Here is a 20,364-nt window from a genome sequence, read left to right as displayed (position 1 = left end):
TAACTAATTTACTGATAATGAAATCATTACTCACTAAATCACTCATTCATTAAATCACTCAATTACATTACTGAATCCAGCTAAATTTATATTCTAATTCAGGAACTTTGATACGGTCTGTTAAACGTGTCAGACGTTCTGGTAAACGCATCAAATAGTCTTGTGCTTTCGCGGCAGTACCATTTAATCCAGTCATTGTTGATACATTCCAATCGTTCAATAAAATCTCTGTGATTTCGATATAGTCTTTTCCTGTATAAACCCCTAAACGTTGAGCAGCATCTGAAAAGTGACCATACACACCACTTTTCTCACCATTCATTTCACGTAAAAAGTGAGCAGGCATTACAATTTTTTGTTTCATCATATCAGCAAAAGCAATCATCATTTCTGATGGATCAATTTCAAAAATACTACTGATAAAACTCTTGTAAGCTTTATGGTGACGCATCTCGTCGGCAGCAATCATTGCACACATTTTTGACAATGAATTATTACCATGCTTTTTAGCCAAAGAAGCCGTACGACGGTGAGAAATATTAGTTGCTAACTCTTGGAAAGAAGTATAAACAAACGTCTTATATGGATCATCATCTGTTTTAATATCAAAGCCATCAGCAATTAAATACTGCGTTGAAATTTCAACCGCTTTCATATTTACACGTCCAGAAAGGTATACATATTTGTTCAGTAAATCTCCATGACGGTTCTCTTCTGCTGTCCAAGCACGTGTCCACCTTGCCCAACCTTGAGGTTCATGAACCATATCTACACCTTGTACTACCATAATTGATGATTCGTAAGTAGGCAAAGCTTCTTCAGTAATCATATCTCCAATCAACACTGCCCAATAATCATAAGGTAGTTCACGTGCAGCCTGCTGAATTTCTTTTACTTCATCAAAAAAAGTTTCTTTGCTAGCATCTGGTAAAAAATCAGAAGGTTGCCAGTTGGTATCTATAGGAATGAGGTACTTGTTCACGATGTCGTCCATATTAACGGCAAGGTGATTCATTACTTCAATTCTTTCATTTCGCTTTTCCATTTAATTGTTGTGGTTTGTGGACTAAGAGTATCGGTCAAAAGTTTTTTATCATCACAAAAATAGTTCCATTTTCGCTATAGAATTTTACAAAGATACTGAATAATATATAAATGCTAGAATGATAATTATCATTATTACCCTATATAATTTGGTATTATTCAGATTAATCTATAAATCTTTTAGTAATTGGATGATAGCTGTCTACTCTTCTATCCCGTAAATAAGGCCAAGTTGAGCGATAATATTCCGTTTTAGCTAAATCTACTTCTTGAACATGCACTTCTTCTTGCTCGTGTGAACCTAAGTAAAGTAACGTCCCGAAAGGGTTCGCCACAAAACTTCCTCCCCAAAATTGTTGGTCAGACTCACGCCCTACTCTATTAACAGACACCACATGAACGCCATTTGCTACAGCATGAGAACGCTGTATAGTTTGCCAAGCATTATATTGCTCACGATTAGTATTAGCATCGGTTTCATTTGTATCCCAACCAATCGCTGTTGGGTAAAACAAGACCTCTGCCCCCATTAAAGCCGTGATTCTTGAAGCTTCAGGATACCACTGATCCCAACAAATTAATACACCAATTTTTGCAAATTTTGTTTGAAAAACTTTATATCCTGAATCTTCCGAAGAAGCATCTCCAGGCGTAAAGTAAAATTTCTCGTAATATCCTGGATCATCAGGAATATGCATTTTTCTATATTTTCCTAAATAAGCCCCATCAGCATCTAATACCGCTGTTGTATTATGATACAAACCAGCTGCACGTTTCTCAAACAATGAGGCAATTATTACTACGCCCAATTCTTTGGCAACTCCTGAAAGTGTTTCTGTTGATGGGCCAGGAATTGGTTCTGCCAAACTAAAATTAGCATGGTCTTCAACATCACAGAAATATAATGAGGTAAATAACTCTTGCAAACAAACTATATTAGCACCTTTTTGGGCTGCCTCACGAATGCCTTTAATTGCTTTTTGCATATTCTCTTGTACATTTTCTGTACAAGACATTTGGACAAGTCCTATGTTTACTTTTTTGGTCATTGATACTTATCTTTGGTAATTGAGTGATTGAATGAATAGGTGATTTAGTGATTGTACTTTCATTATCATTGAATTACTCTTTTTAATTATATCGTTTAATTTTACTCCATTATTCCTTATCAAAACTAGAAGATAATGTTTGCCATCTAAAATTACTGAAATTCCAATTCATTCATACATTTAAAATGTCCTAATGGGCATTTCTCATACCCAATTTTAGAACATGGTCTACACGCTAAATCTTTTACTTCAAATGCTACAAAATTAGTTTGATACGGATACATTCCAAACTCAGGCACTGTATTTCCCCAGATTGAAACAACTTTTTTCTTCAATGCAGCCGCTACGTGCATCATTCCTGTATCATGCGTATATACAATGCTTGCTCTTTTAATCAACGAAGCAGATTGGTTTAAAGTACATTTACCACAGGTATTTAAGATTTGTTTTTCTACTTTATTTTCAAAGGCAAGCATCAATTTTTCTGCTTGGTCTGCATCCTCTTTTCCCCCAATCAACACAAGTGGTAAATCTATCTTCTCACACAATTCTATCATCTTAGGCAATGGTAGCTTTTTGGTTTCATGTTGTCCGCCAATGGCATATATAGCATAAGAATCTCTAAAGCTTTCAGGTAACCATTCAACTGGTAATTCGTCTTTTGCTGGAATAAAATAGTCTAATCCAGCATTATCATTCTTAATCCCTAAAGTTTCAACTGTTTTTAAATTTCTATCAACGATATGGACATTCGGCATGACATTTTTCTTAAACTTTACCAAAAGCCATTTCTGAAAATTTAATTTATTATAACTAAATGATTTTATGCCAAGCCTAAATTTGATAATCCTTGTCCTTAGATTATTATGCAAATCTATTACATAATCATAGCGTTCTGCTTTGAGTTGTTTTATCAAATCATTAAGGCTAGTATCCAACAAGTGATACTTATCAATGTAAATATTAGTTTCAACTAATGTTTTATAAGATTTCTTCGTCACAAAATGTACTTCGGCATCAGGATATTGTTTTTTCAAACAGCGAATAACTGGAGTAGTTAAAATAATATCACCAATAGAAGAAAAACGAAGAATGAGGAATTTGGTCATGCAAATTGGGTGATTTTCAAAGAAGAATGTTCTGCAATTAAGTCGAAATCTGAATCTTGATGACAAATCTCGACCTTAAAATGAATGGCATAAGCCGCAATGAGGCAATCATTGGCTTTACGAATGGTTACTCCTTTTTGTCTTAGAGAACGATAAAGGTTGGCGGATTCAATCGCTATATCAATGGGATTCAATACCAAACATTTAAAACTCAACAAAGAAGCTTTCAATCTTTCAAACTCTTGTTGGCTTTTTGTGCCTTGCAGAATCTCTTGTAAAATTGTTGGCGTTAACCATAAAGGTTGGTTATCAGTAATATATTCTCTTAACAATAATGCTTGTGATGTTGTTTTGTGTTGTATCAATTGAATCCAAACCGAAGTATCAAAAATAATAGCATGTTTCATTGACTTCTCCATTGTTCTAAATTGCCTTCCCAATCAATCCCTTTATCAATTAATGTTAATAAGTCAACACGTTTCAAATACATTAAATACTCTTTCAAAGCAAGATTGACAATTTCTTTTTTAGAAGAAGCTGGTTTAAGTTGGCTAATCTCACGTAAGATTTCGTCATTTATTTCAATATTTGTTCTCATGATTTTCGGCTTTTTATATACAAAAATAACGATTTTTTAAGGCAAAGCCTTTAAAACATTTATTTCAATCAAAAAAATTGGGATGTTAGTTTTCCTAACACCCCAATTTATTATTTAAATCCTCCTGAATAAACCTCTTTGACAAAAATTCTATTAGCAAAACCTGAATTAATTTCAATCTTTTCGATTTGTTCTTGGTAAAAAGTTTCTCCGTAATAATCTTCAATTTGATACAAAATACGATGTGGTATCGCTCCACTATTAAGACTGATTAATTCTCGATAATCCTGAAAAATCTTTCGTTCAAATGATAACTTTTTGCCATCTTCAAATGCTGTCTTTTCAGAAGAAATCACCCTAAATGTCTCTTTGTCAATATACACATGAGATTCTGTTTTAGGAACAGAACGATTTTTTGAATTAAGCGTTTTCTCAGTATAGGTTAGATGATAACACAACCGTTCATCTATTGTGACATCATCTGATAGCTCATAATTTTCCCATAAGTCTAAACGAAATGAAGTAAGTAAATAGAGTGGGTCAAGATTAAGGAAAGTCTCCCAATAATCATCAGTATCTATTTTTTTCCATTTTTCACCTCTTATTCGGTCATCATGCTGCCACCCTTCTGCTTGATTTACCACCTTATAAAACAAATCTGGGTTTTTCTTTTTTAAGAGATAATTGGTAAAAGCACTCTCCCATTTCTCTTCATAAAAAGGCACATTGCTATCTTCAAAAGATAATTTTGAAAGTGTATGTACTTTTTCAATCCCTTTTATAATTTGTCCTCCGCCAAACCCTAGTATTACTTTTTCTAAAATTTTAGCATTATTTTGACTCGCCAGTGAATCAAGCACATTATTTCGTTTAGCTTTTGTCTTTTCTAAATATGCTAATCGATTATTTTTCTCTTGTTCCCAGTCGGCAATATCTCTCTCAATTTTTTCAAAAAAGGCAAGTCTGGTTTCTTCTTTTTCATTAATTTCATCTTGCTGAATCTCAAATCCTAGCTTTTTTAATTCACTAAAACGAGGCGTATGGGTACGTTTCTTTTTATCAACAAAAAAGCTATTATTGGTTCTCACAACTAGCTCGCGTCCCCATACTTTCCGCATATCATTTTTAATTAACAAGTCAGCGTAAAACAAAGCTTTTTCACGATTTTCAAGTAAGAAATACAACTGACTCAAATTGTTAGTGACGATAAATCTTATTTTAGTGTTTTCATCTGATTGCGGATATTTTACTAGAAGGCTTTCTAAATAGGCTAAATGGGGTTGCGTTGCTTGTTCATCAATGCCCGACGCTAAGGTAACTTTTTTTAATTGTGCCGTTATTTCCTTTTCAAATTCAAGCATTTGCTTGTACTCTGGATGTTCTACAGAAGTTAAAAATACAAAGGTCTCCTTACTTACTTGGGTATAATAGCCTAGTTTTTCATTCAGTTTTACTTGAATCTTTTCCAAAGCAATATGTATTGCCTTTTCTATTTCATCACCATATTCGTTGTTTACTTCAATTTTATTTAAGCCTTTTTTTAAATCTTCTAATGTTGCAAAAGGATCTGATGTAACTATTTCGTTCGTATTGAATTCCTCTTTATAAATAGTTTGCGATTGACACTTCACTTCTACTTTAGCAATCACCTTAAAGCTTGAATAAGGAACATAAGAAAACTTTAGTGTTTTTTTATTGAATATAGTATCTATTCTACTTTTTTGATATTCAGGAACAGGAATTGTCACAAAAATTTTAAGTTGCCCATTGTCTGCTTCCTTGATATAACCTTTTATGTTGAAAAAGCTTTTCTTCAAACTTGGCTCTGAAACTGGTAAACGATTCCCTAATTGATAAAAAGTAGATTGTGTAAGCATATTATCCAAACAACTATATTCTGAAGGGACAATGCTTGGAATAATAAAGTTTTTTTTAGTAAACTTCACTTTGTCTTGTGAGAATCCGCTAATAAAACTAAAAAAAAGGACGATAAAGAGTATAGTTCTTTTCATAAGACAAAAAAAGAGTCCATCAAACTTATTTTGATGGACTCTCCTGTTTATTGGTTTATTTTTTAGCATCAAAAATCTGTACCGTATTATTCAAAATATAGAATACATTTTGAGTAGCTGGGTCAATTTCATAAACTGGTCTATCGTTTTTGAAAATTAATTTATCCACTTCTACGCCATCAATTTTTCTTACTTTTACCAATACTTTCTCACCTGTTTCTTCTTTCGCATAAATATACGAGAAATCTCTGTTTTGTTTCATCGCATTAAAACGAGAACCGTATCTTGATGCCAATTGGCTTAAAGCATTTGCACCCATTGCTGATGCATCCGCCATTGCCATTTTGCCCTTATCAGCTTCTCTAACAACCCCAAGGTCTCTCAAAACGCCATTTTCATCGCGCTGATACATTCTAATTTCCCCTCCTTCTAACACATTTTTAGCAGAGTTAACTCCAAGTGCGAAGCTACCTACCATTGAAGCTCCTTTGATCAACTGTCTGTTGCCTTCACCCGGTTGTTTGTACACTTTATGATATTTCACTTTACCATCTAGTCCTACACCCATTACCTCTACTGGGCCTGACAAAACAACACCCCAAGGGAACAATTCTATACTATTTAGTTCTTTTTCATTTTTGATGTTAACTTCTGCAAAAGGTTCTGGTTTGTCCGCTATTGATGGGTCAAACTTATACAGCTTTTCGTCATTATAAACGATATAGGCGTTGGCAGCTTCATCATAATATGGTAAAACAGGTCTTTTTTCATTGAATTTGATGTTTCTTTTCCATAGTTTACGTCCACTTTTGTAATCCACCATGTTACCATAAGTACCCGTCAAATACATTACTTTATCACCAACTTTACCTAAGTAATAAATAGGATCTTCTTTTTCATCAGCAATTTCAATAAAGCTCTTCCAAAGTTTTTCTCCTTCTTTATTTATCAACATCATTTCGTTTTCAGCTACATAAAGGAAGTCTTTATCAATAGGAATAACACGCTTTAAACCATCACCACGAGCATCTTTTTTCCAGATTTTTTCACCCGTCTTCAAATCAAAAAAGTTGAATCCACTATTATGAGCAATCAATAATTTTGTACCCCAGTCTTCTAAATATACTATTCTTTTTGTCTTGATTGATTCTTCCCAAATACTTTTTCCAGTTTCAGTATTCAATACATTCAAATACTCTTTAGCAGACATCAATCCTTTGCTATTTACTACCACGATATTTTTATCGTTTTGAGTAGGGAAAAATCTAGTATATTCTTCTTCAGCAGTCCAGTTTAGTTTCCCTGTTGTTTTATTAAAAGAATACAATTTGCCATAAAGCAAATAGTAAATCGTTTCTCCGTTGATTTTAGCAATGTTAGTGTTAACAGATTCTTTCAAAGATATACTAAAAAAAGACTTTGCTTTACTTACTACTGAATTCCATTTCAATGTTCCTGTTTTGGTATCCAATAGGGCAATCGACATATTATCGCCATTTTTTAATGTCAATAAATATTCGTCAGACTCAGGAATAAAATCAGATTGAAAAACGAAGAAAGATTCTTTAGAAGAATTGTAAACTATTTTACCAGTTTCAGTATTGACAACCATGTATTTAGAATTAATAAAAGCCTCTACATACGGGCTATTAGCAACACTAGTAAGTTCTTTTTTCTCTTTGAAAAATTTACCAAATTCAGGGTCTGTCAAAATATCTTTTACAGAAGTTGCCCCAAAATCATCTTTGGTTAAAGTCCATACGATTTTTTTACTTTCTGCATCAATTCCTTTTAAAGTAGCACCTTCTTTGATGACGATAATACCAGTAATTTCATTTTGTACTAAATCTTGGATGTTACCTTCTGTTTGAAGAATGTGGTCGAATGTACGTTGGGCAAATGTGCCAAAAGAGCATAGCACGAGTAGAAAGGCAAATAAAAACTGTTTCATTAGTAGTAGTTGTTTAAAATATTATGAAAAATTTATGGGATTAGAGTAGTACTTTCCACAATTCTCTCCTAATGGTTTTTAAACAAATAGATGATATTAAAGTGTAGATACTACTGAGAAACAAATATAAATAAAAACCTAAAAAATTCTAAATGAAAATCAATATTTAACTTTGCGATGATTATTCTAAACTTGGTAACAGACAATTCAAGGCAAATTTGATAACTTTGTTAATATTTTTACAAAAAACAAGTAAAATGCTAATTACAGTTGACGAGCGATTGTTAACTGACCATTAAAATCATGGCTGAACAAAAACAACAAGATACTGCTTCCACGCTAAAAGAAATCATTTCACATGCCAAAGAATATGGCTTTGTATTTCCTTCTTCTGAAATTTATGATGGGCTACAAGCCGTTTATGATTATGGTCAGAACGGTGTAGAGTTGAAAAACAATCTTAAAACTTTGTGGTGGAAAGCCATGACGATGCTCAACGATAATGTTGTTGGGATTGATGCAGCCATTTTTATGCACCCGCTTACATGGAAGGCTTCAGGACACGTTGATTCGTTCAACGACCCAATGATTGATAACAAAGATTCTAAAAAACGTTATCGTGCTGACCAATTATTAGAAGCCAAAGCTGAACTTTATGAAGCTGAAGGAACGCCTGAAAAAGGAAAAGCATTATTGCAGGAAATGGCACGTTTGTTAGATGCTGGTGAATTGGACGGCGTTCGTCAATTAATTATTGATGAAAACATTAAATGTCCAATATCTGGAACAACTAACTGGACAGAAGTACGCCAATTCAATTTGATGTTTTCTACCCAAGTAGGTGCAGTCTCTGAAGATGCTTCGTTGATTTATCTTCGTCCAGAAACAGCACAAGGAATTTTTGTAAACTTCTTGAATGTTCAGAAATCTGGCCGTATGAAAATTCCGTTTGGTATTGCCCAAATCGGTAAAGCTTTTCGTAATGAAATCGTTGCGCGTAACTTCATTTTCCGTATGCGTGAATTTGAACAAATGGAGATGCAGTTTTTCTGTCGCCCTGGTACAGAAATGCAATGGTATAATTCATGGAAAGAAACTCGTCTGAAATTCCACCAAGCAATTGGTCTACCTGTTGAAAAATTAAAATTCCACGACCACGAAAAGCTGGCTCACTATGCCAATGCTGCCGTGGATATTGAATACCAATTCCCTTTCGGATTTAAAGAAATGGAAGGGATACACTCAAGAACTGCGTTTGACTTGACCGCTCACCAAACGCTTTCGAAGAAAAAGCAACAGTATTTTGATGCTGAACTTGACGAAAATGGAAAACCTTATGGAAACTATATTCCTTATGTTGTAGAAACCTCTGTAGGAGCCGACCGTCTGTTCTTAGCTGTCCTTTGTAATGCTTATACTGAAGAAACTGTTGGTGAAGGCGATGCTGAAAAACAACGTACTTATCTAAAATTCCATCCATCGGTTGCTCCTATCAAAGCTGCTGTTTTACCTTTGGTGAAAAAAGATGGTTTAGCTGAAAAAGCACAAGAAATTTTCCATTCATTAAAACGTTCGTTTAACACAACTTATGATGATGGTGGTGCTATCGGAAAACGTTATACTCGTCAAGATTTAATTGGTACTCCTTATTGTATCGCCGTAGATTATCAAACTATGGAAGACGAAACCGTAACGATTCGTCATCGTGATTCAATGGAACAAGAAAGAGTAAAAATTTCTGAATTACGAGACAAAATTGGCTATGCCATCAGCATGGAAAGAGTATTTGAGCAATTATAATAATTATTTAATAATCATTTTTTTGAAAGGCTTTTGAGAAATCAGAAGCCTTTTTTATTTGGATATTCTGCAATAAAAAACATAGCTATACGTTATCTGAGTACATTTTCCATGAAGAAACTGATTTCAAACTCTTCTTACTTCAACTCCAGAATACATCTCTTGTGTTTCTCTTTTAGCACAAAACATTCTACTTTACAGTAAGTAATAATTGGCAAGAAGTAATATTTTTCGTTGTTTTCTTCGTATTTTTCATAAGCATTATTTGCTCATTAAACCCCTTTACATTATGATCCAACCAATTCTACAAAACACTTCGCAACAAAAAAATGTAGTCCTTCAATATGGTAAAGATGCCTTGCTTGTAATAGTTGGTGTACTATCAGCTAGCTTTGGACTTAAAGGCTTTTTACTTCCAAACGATTTCCTAGACGGAGGTGTTACGGGTATTTCACTGTTAATCAATATATTAACAGACATCAACCTACCTTCATTGATTATTATAGTTAACCTTCCTTTTATATGGCTGGCCTATTCGCAAGTATCTAAAATTTTTGCTTTTAAAACCTTGTTAGCCATTGGAGTGCTTGCCCTAAGCTTAACTTTTATCACGTTTCCGATTGTTACTACCGACAAGCTTCTGATTGCGGTATTTGGTGGTTTCTTTCTTGGTGCGGGCATCGGGCTTTGTATTCGTGGTGGTTGTGTATTAGATGGTACAGAGGTCTTAGCCTTGTTTATTAGCCGTAAAACAGTATTGAGTGTAGGTGACGTTATCATTGTTATCAACGTGATTATCTTCTCTGCAGCAGCTATTTTAATCAGTGTAGAAACTGCCATGTACGCTATGCTTACTTATTTAGGTGCTTCTAAAACCATCGATTTCTTAATTCATGGTCTTGAAGAATTTACAGGCGTAACCATCATTACAGAACAAAGCGAAGCTGTTAGAAAAGTAATTATTGAGAAATTAGGACGCGGTGTTACTATTTTTAATGGTAAAAGAGGATTTGGTAAGAGAGGACAATTAAATGAAGATTTAGAGATAATCTATACTGTAGTTACTCGATTAGAAATTCAAAAATTGACCGATGAAGTAGCCAATATCGATAAATCGGCTTTTATTATACAGCAAAGTATCAATGACGTAAAAGGTGGAATGATTAAAAAATTACCTTTGCATTAAAATAATTTGAAAATTTGAGGACTTGAAGATTTGAAAATACATTAATCAATAATATCAAATGAATTAAAAATAATTTAAAAATGTATTAATCAATAACATCAAGTGAATCAAAAAGGGTTTAATCTGTACTAGATTAAACCCTTTTTGATATTTTCATAAATAAAGAACTCCCAAAGAACCCTTTATAAAATATTTTTTCTTCTAATTTCACTAACTGATAACAGCAATTATTCACAAAATCAGAAGGGACTTCAACATCAGAAACTACATTATCTGTTTTAATGAATCCTAAGTTTATTCCAAATCGTTGGCTCAATCTTATTAGGAGTACCAAAGGAGACAAAAGCCATGTCCAATAAGAGAAGTAATCAATAGTCAGTAAACTGCGAGGTATCAATGCCTCAAAATCGTTTATTGTAAACCTGTGTTTTCCTCCTACTGCAATATCATGCGTCCCCCAAAAAATATCAAAAGCATTATTATTTGAAATAAATATTCCGTCGGTATTCAATAAGGAATAAATCGTTTCAAAAGTCTTATGAATTACCTTCTTTTGTAGACAATAAAATACATCGTTACAAACGATTACATCAAATTTTTTGAGTGTCGTAAGCTCGTCTAAATGCTCAATATTTAGTCGCTGTACATTTAATTTTCTTTCTTTACAAAAGAAAATAGCAGCTTCTGAATAATCTATGCCTTGAATATTTTGAAAGCCCTTTTTCATCAAAAAACTCATTAATCCCCCCGTACCACAACCAATATCCAAAATACTGATATTATCATTGTTAGGATATTTTTTGATTATTTCAGCTAATACTTTTTCATGTAAGATTCTATACCACCAAAGTTTCTCTTCGGCATCATACATCATTTTGTATTCTTCAACACTACTATTTAGCATGATTTAGTACTTTATATTTTACTGAATATTGTGGATAATTGTTTTGTGTTAAAAACATTCTCCCCATGTATTCCCCAATAATACCCAATGACATCAACTGTACTCCTCCAAAAAACATGAAAACAGTAATAGAATATTCAGACAATACACCCCATATATCTAACCCAAAAAGCAATAGAGAAACTACGGTAAGGAAAAAGCCTGAGAGTAAAATAAATCTTGCTGGTAGAATCGAGTAACCAAAAATTATCGTCAGAAAAAGTACAGATAGTTTACTAAAGGTATAATTAGAATGCCCTTCTTCTCTTTCTGAATGTTCCACATGCACACTACCTACTTGGGAAACGACACTAAAAATAATGCCGTCGATATAAGGAAATGGACCTTTGTACTGACAAATTTCATCAACAATATCTTTCTTAATTAGTTTAAAACTTGAAAGATAAAGCCCTTTGGGTTTATTTAATAGATGGGTCGCTAATTGATTAACCAACCAACTTCCAAAATTTCTAAAAATACTATGTTTTTTGTCTGAATAATACGTATAAATTACCTCAAGTCCTGTTTTTTGTGCTTCTTCGAGTAGTTTAATAATTTCTGAGGGCGGATTTTGAAAATCATCATCAATCATCACGGCATATTCTCCTCTAACATGATTTAAACCACACATTACTGCATTAAATTCTCCAAAGTTTTTTCTGAGTGATACAAATGTAATATTGCTGTATTTTTTGGATAGTTGTAAACAAACTTCCTCTGAGTTGTCGGGGCTACCGTCGTTGACTAATACAATTTCAAAGTCATATTGATGTAATTCTTCATGAAGTTTTTCAATCAATTTACCAATGGTCTTTGCACCTTTGTAAACTGGAATGACAACCGATAATAACATAAAAAAATGGGGATTAGAAAATATTTATAGTTTCAATGATATATGTGATTTCGTTTTCAGTCAGTGAGGTGTTTAGAGGAATGCTAACAACCTCTTTATGTATTTTTTCTGTGATAGGTAATGATACTCCGTTCCATTCTGCAAAAGCTTTTTGCTGATGCGGAGGGATAGGATAGTGAATATCAGTACCTATTCCTTTTGATAACATATATTTTACAAAATCGTCCCTTTGTGCTGTGCGTATGACAAACAAATGCCACACATCATCGTCAAGCGTATCATTAGCGGGTAAAATAATTTTATCATTCTTGATATTACTAAGATATAAAGAAGCTATTTTTCGTCTATAATGATTATCATCCTCCAATTTTTGTAGTTTCAAGCTTAATATTGCTGCCTGAATCTCATCGAGTCTACTATTTATACCTTGATAATCAAATACGTATTTTTTGCTAGAGCCATAATTTCTTAAAGCGATTATTTTTTCAGCCAACGCATCATCATTAGTAGTAATAGCGCCAGCATCGCCTAATGCTCCTAAGTTTTTAGAAGGATAAAAACTAAAGCCAGCTCCATCTGACAGATTTCCTGCTAGTTTTTCGTTGTATTTAGCTCCATGAGCCTGCGCAGCATCTTCAAATACGCGTAGATGATGCTTTTTGGCTATCACATTAATAGCTTCCATATTACAGCATTTTCCATAAAGATGCGTAACCAGAATAGCACTTGTTTTAGATGTTATTTTTTCCTCAATATTAGCTGGGTCAATTAAATATGTTTCTAAAGAAGGTTCCACTAAAACGGGAACATAGCCAGCATGTTTAATGGCTAGAATAGTAGCAATATAAGTATTAGAGGCAACTAAAATTTCTGCTTTTTCAGGAAAGTCACAAGCCTTTAGGAGGATTGTTAAAGCATCCAAACCATTTGCTACTCCCAAACAATATTTTACATTACAAAATTGAGCAAAGGCTTCTTCAAAAGCCTTTCCCTTCTCTCCTAGTATATACCATCCCTTCTTTAAAACTTCATCAAAAACTTCTTTGATTTCTAGCTCAAAAGGCTTGTTTATTGCCTTTAAATTAAGAAAAGGTATTTGCATTTGCTTTTTGCGTTATTTCATAAGGTTCGTCGATATAATCACTAGCATCGTATAGCTCGTTGGCTAAGACTAATAGAATACATGACTCCGAAAAAGAATCCATAATATGCCAGTCCTCAGGTTGAAGGATGATGCACTGATTAGGAGAACTTAAAAAATATTCTTTTTCACTCTTCCCATCATTAATATAAATTCTACAAGTACCTGTCAAACAGGTAATTGCCTGCCAAGTTTTCTTATGGCGATGCCCGCCCCTCACCTTGCCTTCTCCACAGTGAATATAAAAAACCCTTTTTATACTGCCGGGAAGATGTTTTTCAAAGACGGTTAGAGAGCCTGATTCAGAATCAAAACATTGTAATTCAAGAAATTTACTCATTGAAATTTTGTTTTCCACCCAAAACCCTCGGAAATTATGTAGAATAAAATCCGATTGCGTTGATGATTTGATTAATAATATTCTGAATTGGATAAAAGTGATGTGATAATTGTTTTTAGTTTATAATATCCTAAAAACGGTTTTCATGGTTTGTATAAAATTTATTTTTTATACCTAAAAGCAGTTAATTCAAAGATAAACCTCAAAACTTAATTTTCCAAAATCCAGCATCAATTGAAAAATGAAATTGTTAACAACAATTTAGCTTTTAGAGGTCACGATGTTGTCTGCTTAAATAAGTTAAAACTAAAAATATATGCTGTTTATTGTATAGAATGCCTTATTCCGTTACTATTTTACCATACATAAGAAAGCAGTAACCCTATCAAAAGGACTACTGCTTAATAAAAATATAATATATAGATTTAGAGATTTTTTTTACTTGATATATTTCCCCACAATTTTTCTGATAGAGGAGGATTTAATCATATTCATTTTTCGCCTAGCGATAGGTGCATACAAATTATTATCCATGATGATGGTATTGTCTTTACTAATATATTTCACAACGTATTTAGGATTGATGATATATGATTTGTGTACTCTTAAAAATCCTTGAGCATTCAATTCTTCCTCGAAAGTATTAATACACTTAGCAAACAATGGATTTGATCCGTCTTTCAAATGTATTAGCGTATAATTTCCGCTAGCTTCCAACATAATAATTCTATCTATTCCGATGAATATCTTTCTTTTTAAATCAACGGTTAGTTGTATTTTTGGGCGAGGTATTAAAACTGACATATGCTATCTATAGTTGGTGGTTAGAAAAACTATTCAAGTTCCTATCAGTTTAGTCGTACAAAGGGGTGTTGATGGTAACAAAACCTTTTATTTTTTTATTTATGAATACCGTTTTGTTTCAACCTTCGTTTAAAATGAATTAATAAAAGATAAATACTAATTTTGTAAGCTCGTCTTATTAAAAACAGTGGAAAGAAAATTTTCAAAAATTAAATGAAAAATAAAAGTATTCAATTTATAATCATTTTTATAGCAGTAATTGGCGTTAATCTATTGGCTAGCCATTTCTTTTTTCGGTTAGATTTAACCCAAGAAAAACGATATACAATTGCTGATGCTACCAAGAATTTATTACAAAACCTTGATGATGAAGTATATATAAAAGTATATTTAACAGGCAAAGGGATTCCTGCTGGATTTAAGCGCTTAGAAAATGCGGTTAAAGAAACGCTAGATGAATTTAGGATTTATGGTGGCTCAAACGTGAAATACACCTTTGTTGATTTGAATGCTGAATATAGAGACGAGAAAATAAGAAACGAGAGAATAGCGGCTATCGCTAAAAAAGGCATTACTCCTACCAATGTTTATAATAATGAAGATGGGAAAAAAACGCAAAGTTTGATTCTACCAGGTGCAATTATTACTTATAAAGGCAAAGAAATTGCTACGTTATTATTAAAAGGAAACAAATTATCCTCTCCGCAAGATATTTTGAATCAGTCTTACGAAGGAGTCGAATATCAGTTAGCTTCGGCTATTAAAAGAGTAACAGCTACTGAAAAAAAGAAAATTGGCTTTTTTATTAATTATACATCACTTCCTGCGGTCAATCAGCTAGACTTAATTGGTGCTTTAAAGCCCAACTATGAATTATATCCTGTTGATTTGAGGAATTCGCCAACGTTGGATGGGTTAGATGCTATTTTTGTGTTAAAGCCCGACCAGCTTTTCAACGATGATGATAAATACAAAATTGACCAATTTATTATGAACGGAGGCAAGGCAGTTTTCTTTGTTGATGCAGTAAAGGTAGACTCTGTTGCTCGTGAAGGAAATATGGCTCAAATTCAAAATGTTGGGTTAGAAGATTTATTGTTTAAATATGGTGTTCGTTTAAACCCTAATTTAATTAAGGATGCTCAGATGAGTGCTGCTATTCCTTTGGATATTGGAAACTTTGGCGACCGTTCTAATATTCAGCTTGTTCAATGGCAATATTACCCTTTAATCAACACTTTCGGGAAGTCGCCTATTGTAAGAAATCTGGATGCTATTTATACTAAATATGTAGGTTCATTAGATACCGTTCGTGCTGATGGCATTACTAAAGTACCATTGTTAATGACATCCCAATACACACAGTTATTGCACGCCCCAGCGATTATGAGCTATAATTTCGCTAGTAAAGATTTGAATGCAAATCAATACAAAGGCGGTGTTCAAACAGTGGGGGTATTACTTGAAGGTAAATTCGAATCTTTATTTAAAAATAGAATTTTACCTAGCGACCCTCGTTTTGCTACGTTTAAGGCAGAGGGGAAGGATTCTAAAATAATCGTTTGTTCAGATGGAGACATTCCTGTGAATGATTTTGATCAAAAACATAATACTCCCCTACCACTTGGCTTTGATAAATACTCTGGAAATACATTTGCCAACAAAGATTTTGTATTAAATGCTATCGATTATTTATTGGATGATAATGGCGTAATAGTAGCTCGAAACAAAGAAATAAAATTAAGACCTTTAGACAAAGCTGCCTTGCAAGATGAAAGAACCTATTGGCAATCAATCAATTTAATTGTTCCAGTAATCATTTTAGTGGTTCTTGGACTTGCCAGAAACTTTTGGAGACAAAGAAAATATACGCGATAATATATTTTCAACTACAAAAAACGCTTTCTTCTTAGTGAATTTTGGTGAAAAATAATTAAAAGTCGGGGCTTATTCGTAGTTTTGTAGTAATTTTTAAAAATATAGTACTCAATATCAAAACCCGATGCGTTTTGATAATGTAATAGTCATTCTCAACTAAAAATATTCCTCAAGATAATGAAATTCGTCGTATCCTCATCAGTTTTATTGAAACAACTATCGACAGTTAATGGCGTTATTGCTAATAATCCGATTGTACCTATTTTGGAAAACTTCTTATTCCAAATCGATCAAACTCAACTGACAGTTACTGCTTCTGATTTACAGACGGTAATGATTACGACGCTAGCAATTGAATCTTCAGATAACGGAGCAATCGCTATTCCTGCTCGTTTATTGTTGGATACGCTCAGAGGGTTACCTGATCAACCGATTACTTTCAAAGTTGACAAAGATACTTTTGGTACTGAAATCATCACTGAAAATGGTCGTTATAAGCTATCAGGCGAAAACCCAATCGATTTCCCTAAAGTGCCACAAGTGACAAAGAGTTTGTCAGTACAAATATCTGCTGAAATACTAAGCGCAGCCATTTCAAATACTATTTTTGCTGTATCAAATGATGACTTACGCCCAGCGATGACAGGCGTTTATGTACAACTGTCACCTGAATATACCAATTTTGTAGCAACAGATGGCCACCGTTTGATTCGCTATAAAAGAAGCGATGTAAAGTCTGAGTATGATTCTACGATGATTATTCCTCGTAAAGCATTGAATCTATTAAAATCATCTTTGCCTTCTGATGACACCACCGTTACTTCAGATTTTAGTACCTCAAATGCTTTTTTCAGTTTCAATAATGTTAGAATGATTTGTCGTTTAATCGACGAGCGTTTCCCTGATTATGAAAATGCTATTCCTAAAAATAATCCAAATGTTTTGACAATCAACCGTTCTGAGTTTTTAGGTTCTTTGAAACGTATTTCAATTTATTCAAACAAAACAACTCACCAAATTCGTTTGAAACTATCAAATAACGATTTAGTGATTTCGGCTGAGGATTTAGATTATTCTAACGAAGCCAATGAAAGATTGATGTGTGATTATGAAGGTGATGAAATGGAAATTGGCTTTAATGCTAAGTTTATGATTGAAATGCTGGGTAACCTTACTTCAAACATGATTTCACTAGAAATGTCTCAGCCAAACCGTGCTGGTTTGATTATTCCTGCTGACAAAAAAGCTGACGAAGATATTTTAATGTTAGTAATGCCAGTTATGCTTAATACTTATGCATAATTAAAATTATAATAGACAAAAGGCGTGAGAGTTTTATTCTTACGCCTTTTTGATTTTAAAATGTTAATGATTGTTAATGGCAAACTTTGTTATTCTATTAACAGTTAAAAAGTTATTCATCGGTTAAACTATTATAACCAATTTAAACGTTTTGTATCAAACTTAATCAATCTTAATGAAATGTTAAAAACTAGAATTTTATCTGCTTTATTAATCCTTTTTGCTATCGGTGTAAATGCTAAACCAATTCCTTCAAAAGACCCAGTTGCGGCTACAGGCATTCAATTCTTCAAAGGTACTTTTCAACAAGCTTTAGCAAAAGCCAAAAAAGAAAACAAAATGATTATGATGGATTGCTACACTACTTGGTGTGGACCATGCAAAATTTTGAAAAATCAAGTATTTACTGATAAGGCTTTGGGAGACTACATGAACCAAAAATATATTTGTGTAGCCATGGATTATGAGAATGGTGAAGGCCCAGCAGTTGCTCAAAAATATCCAGTTGATGCTTATCCGTCTATCTACTTTATTGATAGCAACGGAAAGCCTAAAACGATTATGGTAGGTGTTCCTAATCCTATTCCGAATGCTGCCAATGTAATTTTAGCACAAGCGAAAAAATTTGTAAAGTAATATTTTTGAGAAATTAACTCGGATTTTAGAATTAAAAAGCGGTCAGAAAACTAATTTCTGACCGCTTTTTTGTGATTGAGGGACATCGAATTCCTACTGTTTGAGCGAAGCGAGTTTAGGAATTCTTGATTTTCTTTTGTTACTTTTCTTTCATCAAGGAAAGAAAAGTAAGGACAAGACGATAATAAATATAAAACTTCCCAAACTCATTATTTTAATGAAAATTTGGGATGACTTTTGTTTTTGTTGATAGCGTGAAGCATTTATAAACCCTATCGTACGATTCATCAAATCGGTCGATAGCATAAAATTTATTTAACAACTTCCTGTTTTGTCCTCATTTTAATATTCAGCACTTCCACCAACAATGAGAAGGCAATAGCAAAGTATAAATATCCTTTTGGTACTTCGCCTACCTCTGACCCAAACAGAGAAACATTAGCATCATGAGCTGCCTGAGCGATTAGCATAAAGCCAATCATAATCAAAAATGCCATACCTAACATTTGAATAGAAGGGTGACGGTTCACAAAATCACCAACTGGTCCAGAAAAGCCCATCATAATAGCAATTGATAGTACTACTGAAATAATCATGATTGGTAAATTATGTGTCAAACCAATAGCAGTAAGGATAGAGTCTATCGAGAATACGATGTTAATCAGTGCGATTTGAATAACAACCGCCGTAAGTTTATCAGCCGCCGAACCTTTGGGTACTTTTACCTCATGCTCATCGCCTACTTCAAGTTTCTCATGAATCTCTGAAGTAGCTTTAAATAGTAAAAATAATCCTCCGACAAATAAAATTAAGCTTTGTCCAGAAATACCAGCATTAAACCAACCTAATTGGATGTAAGTAAAAGGTTCTTGTAATGAAATAATGAATGAAATACCGAATAATAAGGTAATTCTAAAAAGCATTGCTAATAATAAACCTATGTTTCTAGCTTTTGCTTGGTCTTTCTTGGCTAATTTATTGGCTGCAATTGAAATAAAAATGATGTTATCTATTCCAAGAACGATTTCTAAAAAAGTAAGTGTAAGTAAACTTATAATACCCCCTGCTGTAAATAATTCTGACATTTTAGTTTTGGTTTAAATAATTTGATTACACAAATTTATTCAGTTTAGTCAATAAACAAAACCTCAATTGTTATGAAAGGTTAAAAACATTTACAACTTATCTCAAATATGGCATGAATGATTTATGTACCTAGCTTTACTTTTAACATCATTTATGATGGTTTTGAGGGCGGCCTAAACTTGAATTGGAATTCCAGAAAAATATAGAAATTTTCTTATAATTTAACTTATTGATAATAAAACACTTATCATTTTTTACAAAAAAAGTATTGATTTTTTCTTTGTTGAGATTTGCACAGTAAGGAAATAAAGCGTAATTTTGCACCACCTTAAAAGAAAGGGATTTGGTTTCATAGCTCAGCTGGTTCAGAGCACCTGCCTTACAAGCAGGGGGTCCTAGGTTCGAATCCTAGTGGGACCACCAAATTACAACAACAATCTCGGTTTCATAGCTCAGCTGGTTCAGAGCACCTGCCTTACAAGCAGGGGGTCCTAGGTTCGAATCCTAGTGGGACCACCATCAAACAAGACAAGTCTTAACATTTCAAGATGTTAAGACTTTTTTATTGGCTTTATATTGATATCAAACAAAAAGGGTTAAAAAGACAAAATCTTCTTAACCCTTTTCTATTA

Annotated in this window: 18 protein-coding genes and 2 tRNA genes; 7 read left to right on the top strand and 13 right to left on the bottom strand. The window is 33.2% G+C overall.

The features are described from left to right. Positions 1 to 67: 67 nt before the first annotated feature. The 7 genes from AC07N0_RS09625 to AC07N0_RS09595 all read right to left on the bottom strand — a co-directional run bounded on the left by AC07N0_RS09625 (position 68) and on the right by AC07N0_RS09595 (position 7,763). Positions 68 to 1,045 (bottom strand): acyl-ACP desaturase, encoded by a 978-nt coding sequence (locus AC07N0_RS09625; RefSeq protein WP_494589000.1) that lies wholly within the window; start codon positions 1,043 to 1,045, stop codon positions 68 to 70. A gap of 163 nt (positions 1,046 to 1,208) precedes the next feature. Next, positions 1,209 to 2,093, bottom strand: coding sequence for a carbon-nitrogen hydrolase (locus AC07N0_RS09620; protein WP_494588999.1), 885 nt, complete (start codon positions 2,091 to 2,093; stop codon positions 1,209 to 1,211). Positions 2,094 to 2,245: 152 nt separating this feature from the next. Then, entirely contained in the window at positions 2,246 to 3,202 is a 957-nt protein-coding gene (locus tag AC07N0_RS09615) for a glycosyltransferase family 9 protein (RefSeq protein ID WP_494588998.1), read from the bottom strand. Further along, complete coding sequence (gene vapC, locus AC07N0_RS09610; protein WP_492802565.1) at positions 3,199 to 3,609, bottom strand: type II toxin-antitoxin system VapC family toxin; 411 nt, start codon at positions 3,607 to 3,609, stop codon at positions 3,199 to 3,201. The genes AC07N0_RS09615 and vapC overlap by 4 nt, the downstream gene beginning before the upstream one ends. Then, complete coding sequence (locus AC07N0_RS09605) at positions 3,606 to 3,800, bottom strand: type II toxin-antitoxin system VapB family antitoxin (RefSeq protein WP_492802563.1); 195 nt, start codon at positions 3,798 to 3,800, stop codon at positions 3,606 to 3,608. The genes vapC and AC07N0_RS09605 overlap by 4 nt, the downstream gene beginning before the upstream one ends. Positions 3,801 to 3,910: 110 nt before the next feature. Then, positions 3,911 to 5,812, bottom strand: coding sequence for a hypothetical protein (locus AC07N0_RS09600; RefSeq protein WP_494588997.1), 1,902 nt, complete (start codon positions 5,810 to 5,812; stop codon positions 3,911 to 3,913). A 55-nt stretch (positions 5,813 to 5,867) separates the two neighbouring features. Continuing rightward, on the bottom strand, positions 5,868 to 7,763 hold the full coding sequence (locus tag AC07N0_RS09595; RefSeq protein ID WP_494588996.1) for an outer membrane protein assembly factor BamB family protein: 1,896 nt from the start codon (positions 7,761 to 7,763) through the stop codon (positions 5,868 to 5,870). A 303-nt stretch (positions 7,764 to 8,066) separates the two neighbouring features. Between AC07N0_RS09595 and AC07N0_RS09590 the strand changes: the two genes are divergently transcribed. Together AC07N0_RS09590 and AC07N0_RS09585 are read left to right on the top strand one after the other, a co-directional pair. Next, positions 8,067 to 9,563, top strand: coding sequence for a glycine--tRNA ligase (locus AC07N0_RS09590; RefSeq protein WP_492802557.1), 1,497 nt, complete (start codon positions 8,067 to 8,069; stop codon positions 9,561 to 9,563). Between the two features lie 289 nt (positions 9,564 to 9,852). Beyond that, positions 9,853 to 10,749 carry a YitT family protein gene (locus tag AC07N0_RS09585; RefSeq protein ID WP_492802555.1) on the top strand — a complete coding sequence of 299 codons (897 nt, stop codon included), beginning with the start codon at positions 9,853 to 9,855 and terminating at the stop codon, positions 10,747 to 10,749. A gap of 133 nt (positions 10,750 to 10,882) precedes the next feature. Here the strand turns inward: AC07N0_RS09585 and AC07N0_RS09580 are convergent, their stop codons facing one another. The 5 genes from AC07N0_RS09580 to AC07N0_RS09560 all read right to left on the bottom strand — a co-directional run bounded on the left by AC07N0_RS09580 (position 10,883) and on the right by AC07N0_RS09560 (position 14,830). Beyond that, positions 10,883 to 11,653, bottom strand: a complete 771-nt coding sequence (locus AC07N0_RS09580; protein ID WP_494588995.1) for a class I SAM-dependent DNA methyltransferase — start codon at positions 11,651 to 11,653, stop codon at positions 10,883 to 10,885. Continuing rightward, complete coding sequence (locus AC07N0_RS09575; protein ID WP_492802552.1) at positions 11,643 to 12,545, bottom strand: glycosyltransferase family 2 protein; 903 nt, start codon at positions 12,543 to 12,545, stop codon at positions 11,643 to 11,645. The genes AC07N0_RS09580 and AC07N0_RS09575 overlap by 11 nt, the downstream gene beginning before the upstream one ends. A 13-nt stretch (positions 12,546 to 12,558) precedes the next feature. Next, a complete protein-coding gene (locus AC07N0_RS09570) occupies positions 12,559 to 13,647 on the bottom strand; it encodes a DegT/DnrJ/EryC1/StrS family aminotransferase (RefSeq protein ID WP_494588994.1) in 1,089 nt (362 codons plus the stop codon). Continuing rightward, positions 13,628 to 14,026 carry a sugar 3,4-ketoisomerase gene (locus AC07N0_RS09565; RefSeq protein WP_492802549.1) on the bottom strand — a complete coding sequence of 133 codons (399 nt, stop codon included), beginning with the start codon at positions 14,024 to 14,026 and terminating at the stop codon, positions 13,628 to 13,630. Before AC07N0_RS09565 ends, AC07N0_RS09570 begins: the two co-directional genes overlap by 20 nt. Positions 14,027 to 14,464: 438 nt before the next feature. Then, positions 14,465 to 14,830 carry a LytR/AlgR family response regulator transcription factor gene (locus tag AC07N0_RS09560; RefSeq protein WP_492802547.1) on the bottom strand — a complete coding sequence of 122 codons (366 nt, stop codon included), beginning with the start codon at positions 14,828 to 14,830 and terminating at the stop codon, positions 14,465 to 14,467. 213 nt (positions 14,831 to 15,043) lie between these two features. Between AC07N0_RS09560 and gldG the strand changes: the two genes are divergently transcribed. The 3 genes from gldG (at position 15,044) to AC07N0_RS09545 (ending at position 18,646) form a co-directional block, all read left to right on the top strand. Then, entirely contained in the window at positions 15,044 to 16,708 is a 1,665-nt protein-coding gene (gene gldG, locus AC07N0_RS09555) for a gliding motility-associated ABC transporter substrate-binding protein GldG (RefSeq protein ID WP_492802546.1), read from the top strand. Positions 16,709 to 16,885: 177 nt separating this feature from the next. After that, entirely contained in the window at positions 16,886 to 18,010 is a 1,125-nt protein-coding gene (gene dnaN, locus AC07N0_RS09550; RefSeq protein ID WP_492802544.1) for a DNA polymerase III subunit beta, read from the top strand. Positions 18,011 to 18,190: 180 nt separating this feature from the next. Beyond that, the gene (locus AC07N0_RS09545; RefSeq protein WP_492802542.1) at positions 18,191 to 18,646 is read left to right on the top strand and encodes a thioredoxin family protein; all 456 of its coding nucleotides are present in this window, start codon (positions 18,191 to 18,193) and stop codon (positions 18,644 to 18,646) included. 311 nt (positions 18,647 to 18,957) lie between these two features. Here the strand turns inward: AC07N0_RS09545 and AC07N0_RS09540 are convergent, their stop codons facing one another. After that, positions 18,958 to 19,731, bottom strand: a complete 774-nt coding sequence (locus AC07N0_RS09540; RefSeq protein WP_492802540.1) for a TerC family protein — start codon at positions 19,729 to 19,731, stop codon at positions 18,958 to 18,960. Between the two features lie 346 nt (positions 19,732 to 20,077). On the opposite strand from AC07N0_RS09540, the gene AC07N0_RS09535 reads away from it, so the two are divergent. Continuing rightward, positions 20,078 to 20,155, top strand: a tRNA-Val gene (locus tag AC07N0_RS09535). Positions 20,156 to 20,173: 18 nt separating this feature from the next. After that, positions 20,174 to 20,251 (top strand) — tRNA-Val (locus tag AC07N0_RS09530). Positions 20,252 to 20,364: the final 113 nt, after the last annotated feature.

Source organism: Arcicella sp. GW821-FHT09D11 (genome assembly GCF_059416265.1).
This window is presented reverse-complemented; position numbering and strand designations above follow the sequence as displayed.

What these genes read in the sequence shown, in the direction of transcription:
- AC07N0_RS09580 (WP_494588995.1), bottom strand. Translation starts at nt 11,653, where the DNA reads ATGCTAAATAGTAGTGTTGAAGAATACAAAATGATGTATGATGCCGAA.
- AC07N0_RS09595 (WP_494588996.1), bottom strand. Translation starts at nt 7,763, where the DNA reads ATGAAACAGTTTTTATTTGCCTTTCTACTCGTGCTATGCTCTTTTGGC.
- AC07N0_RS09620 (WP_494588999.1), bottom strand. Translation starts at nt 2,093, where the DNA reads ATGACCAAAAAAGTAAACATAGGACTTGTCCAAATGTCTTGTACAGAA.
- AC07N0_RS09565 (WP_492802549.1), bottom strand. Translation starts at nt 14,026, where the DNA reads ATGAGTAAATTTCTTGAATTACAATGTTTTGATTCTGAATCAGGCTCT.
- dnaN (WP_492802544.1), top strand. Translation starts at nt 16,886, where the DNA reads ATGAAATTCGTCGTATCCTCATCAGTTTTATTGAAACAACTATCGACA.
- AC07N0_RS09540 (WP_492802540.1), bottom strand. Translation starts at nt 19,731, where the DNA reads ATGTCAGAATTATTTACAGCAGGGGGTATTATAAGTTTACTTACACTT.
- AC07N0_RS09575 (WP_492802552.1), bottom strand. Translation starts at nt 12,545, where the DNA reads ATGTTATTATCGGTTGTCATTCCAGTTTACAAAGGTGCAAAGACCATT.
- vapC (WP_492802565.1), bottom strand. Translation starts at nt 3,609, where the DNA reads ATGAAACATGCTATTATTTTTGATACTTCGGTTTGGATTCAATTGATA.
- AC07N0_RS09615 (WP_494588998.1), bottom strand. Translation starts at nt 3,202, where the DNA reads ATGACCAAATTCCTCATTCTTCGTTTTTCTTCTATTGGTGATATTATT.
- AC07N0_RS09585 (WP_492802555.1), top strand. Translation starts at nt 9,853, where the DNA reads ATGATCCAACCAATTCTACAAAACACTTCGCAACAAAAAAATGTAGTC.
- AC07N0_RS09625 (WP_494589000.1), bottom strand. Translation starts at nt 1,045, where the DNA reads ATGGAAAAGCGAAATGAAAGAATTGAAGTAATGAATCACCTTGCCGTT.
- gldG (WP_492802546.1), top strand. Translation starts at nt 15,044, where the DNA reads ATGAAAAATAAAAGTATTCAATTTATAATCATTTTTATAGCAGTAATT.
- AC07N0_RS09590 (WP_492802557.1), top strand. Translation starts at nt 8,067, where the DNA reads ATGGCTGAACAAAAACAACAAGATACTGCTTCCACGCTAAAAGAAATC.
- AC07N0_RS09600 (WP_494588997.1), bottom strand. Translation starts at nt 5,812, where the DNA reads ATGAAAAGAACTATACTCTTTATCGTCCTTTTTTTTAGTTTTATTAGC.
- AC07N0_RS09545 (WP_492802542.1), top strand. Translation starts at nt 18,191, where the DNA reads ATGTTAAAAACTAGAATTTTATCTGCTTTATTAATCCTTTTTGCTATC.
- AC07N0_RS09605 (WP_492802563.1), bottom strand. Translation starts at nt 3,800, where the DNA reads ATGAGAACAAATATTGAAATAAATGACGAAATCTTACGTGAGATTAGC.
- AC07N0_RS09560 (WP_492802547.1), bottom strand. Translation starts at nt 14,830, where the DNA reads ATGTCAGTTTTAATACCTCGCCCAAAAATACAACTAACCGTTGATTTA.
- AC07N0_RS09570 (WP_494588994.1), bottom strand. Translation starts at nt 13,647, where the DNA reads ATGCAAATACCTTTTCTTAATTTAAAGGCAATAAACAAGCCTTTTGAG.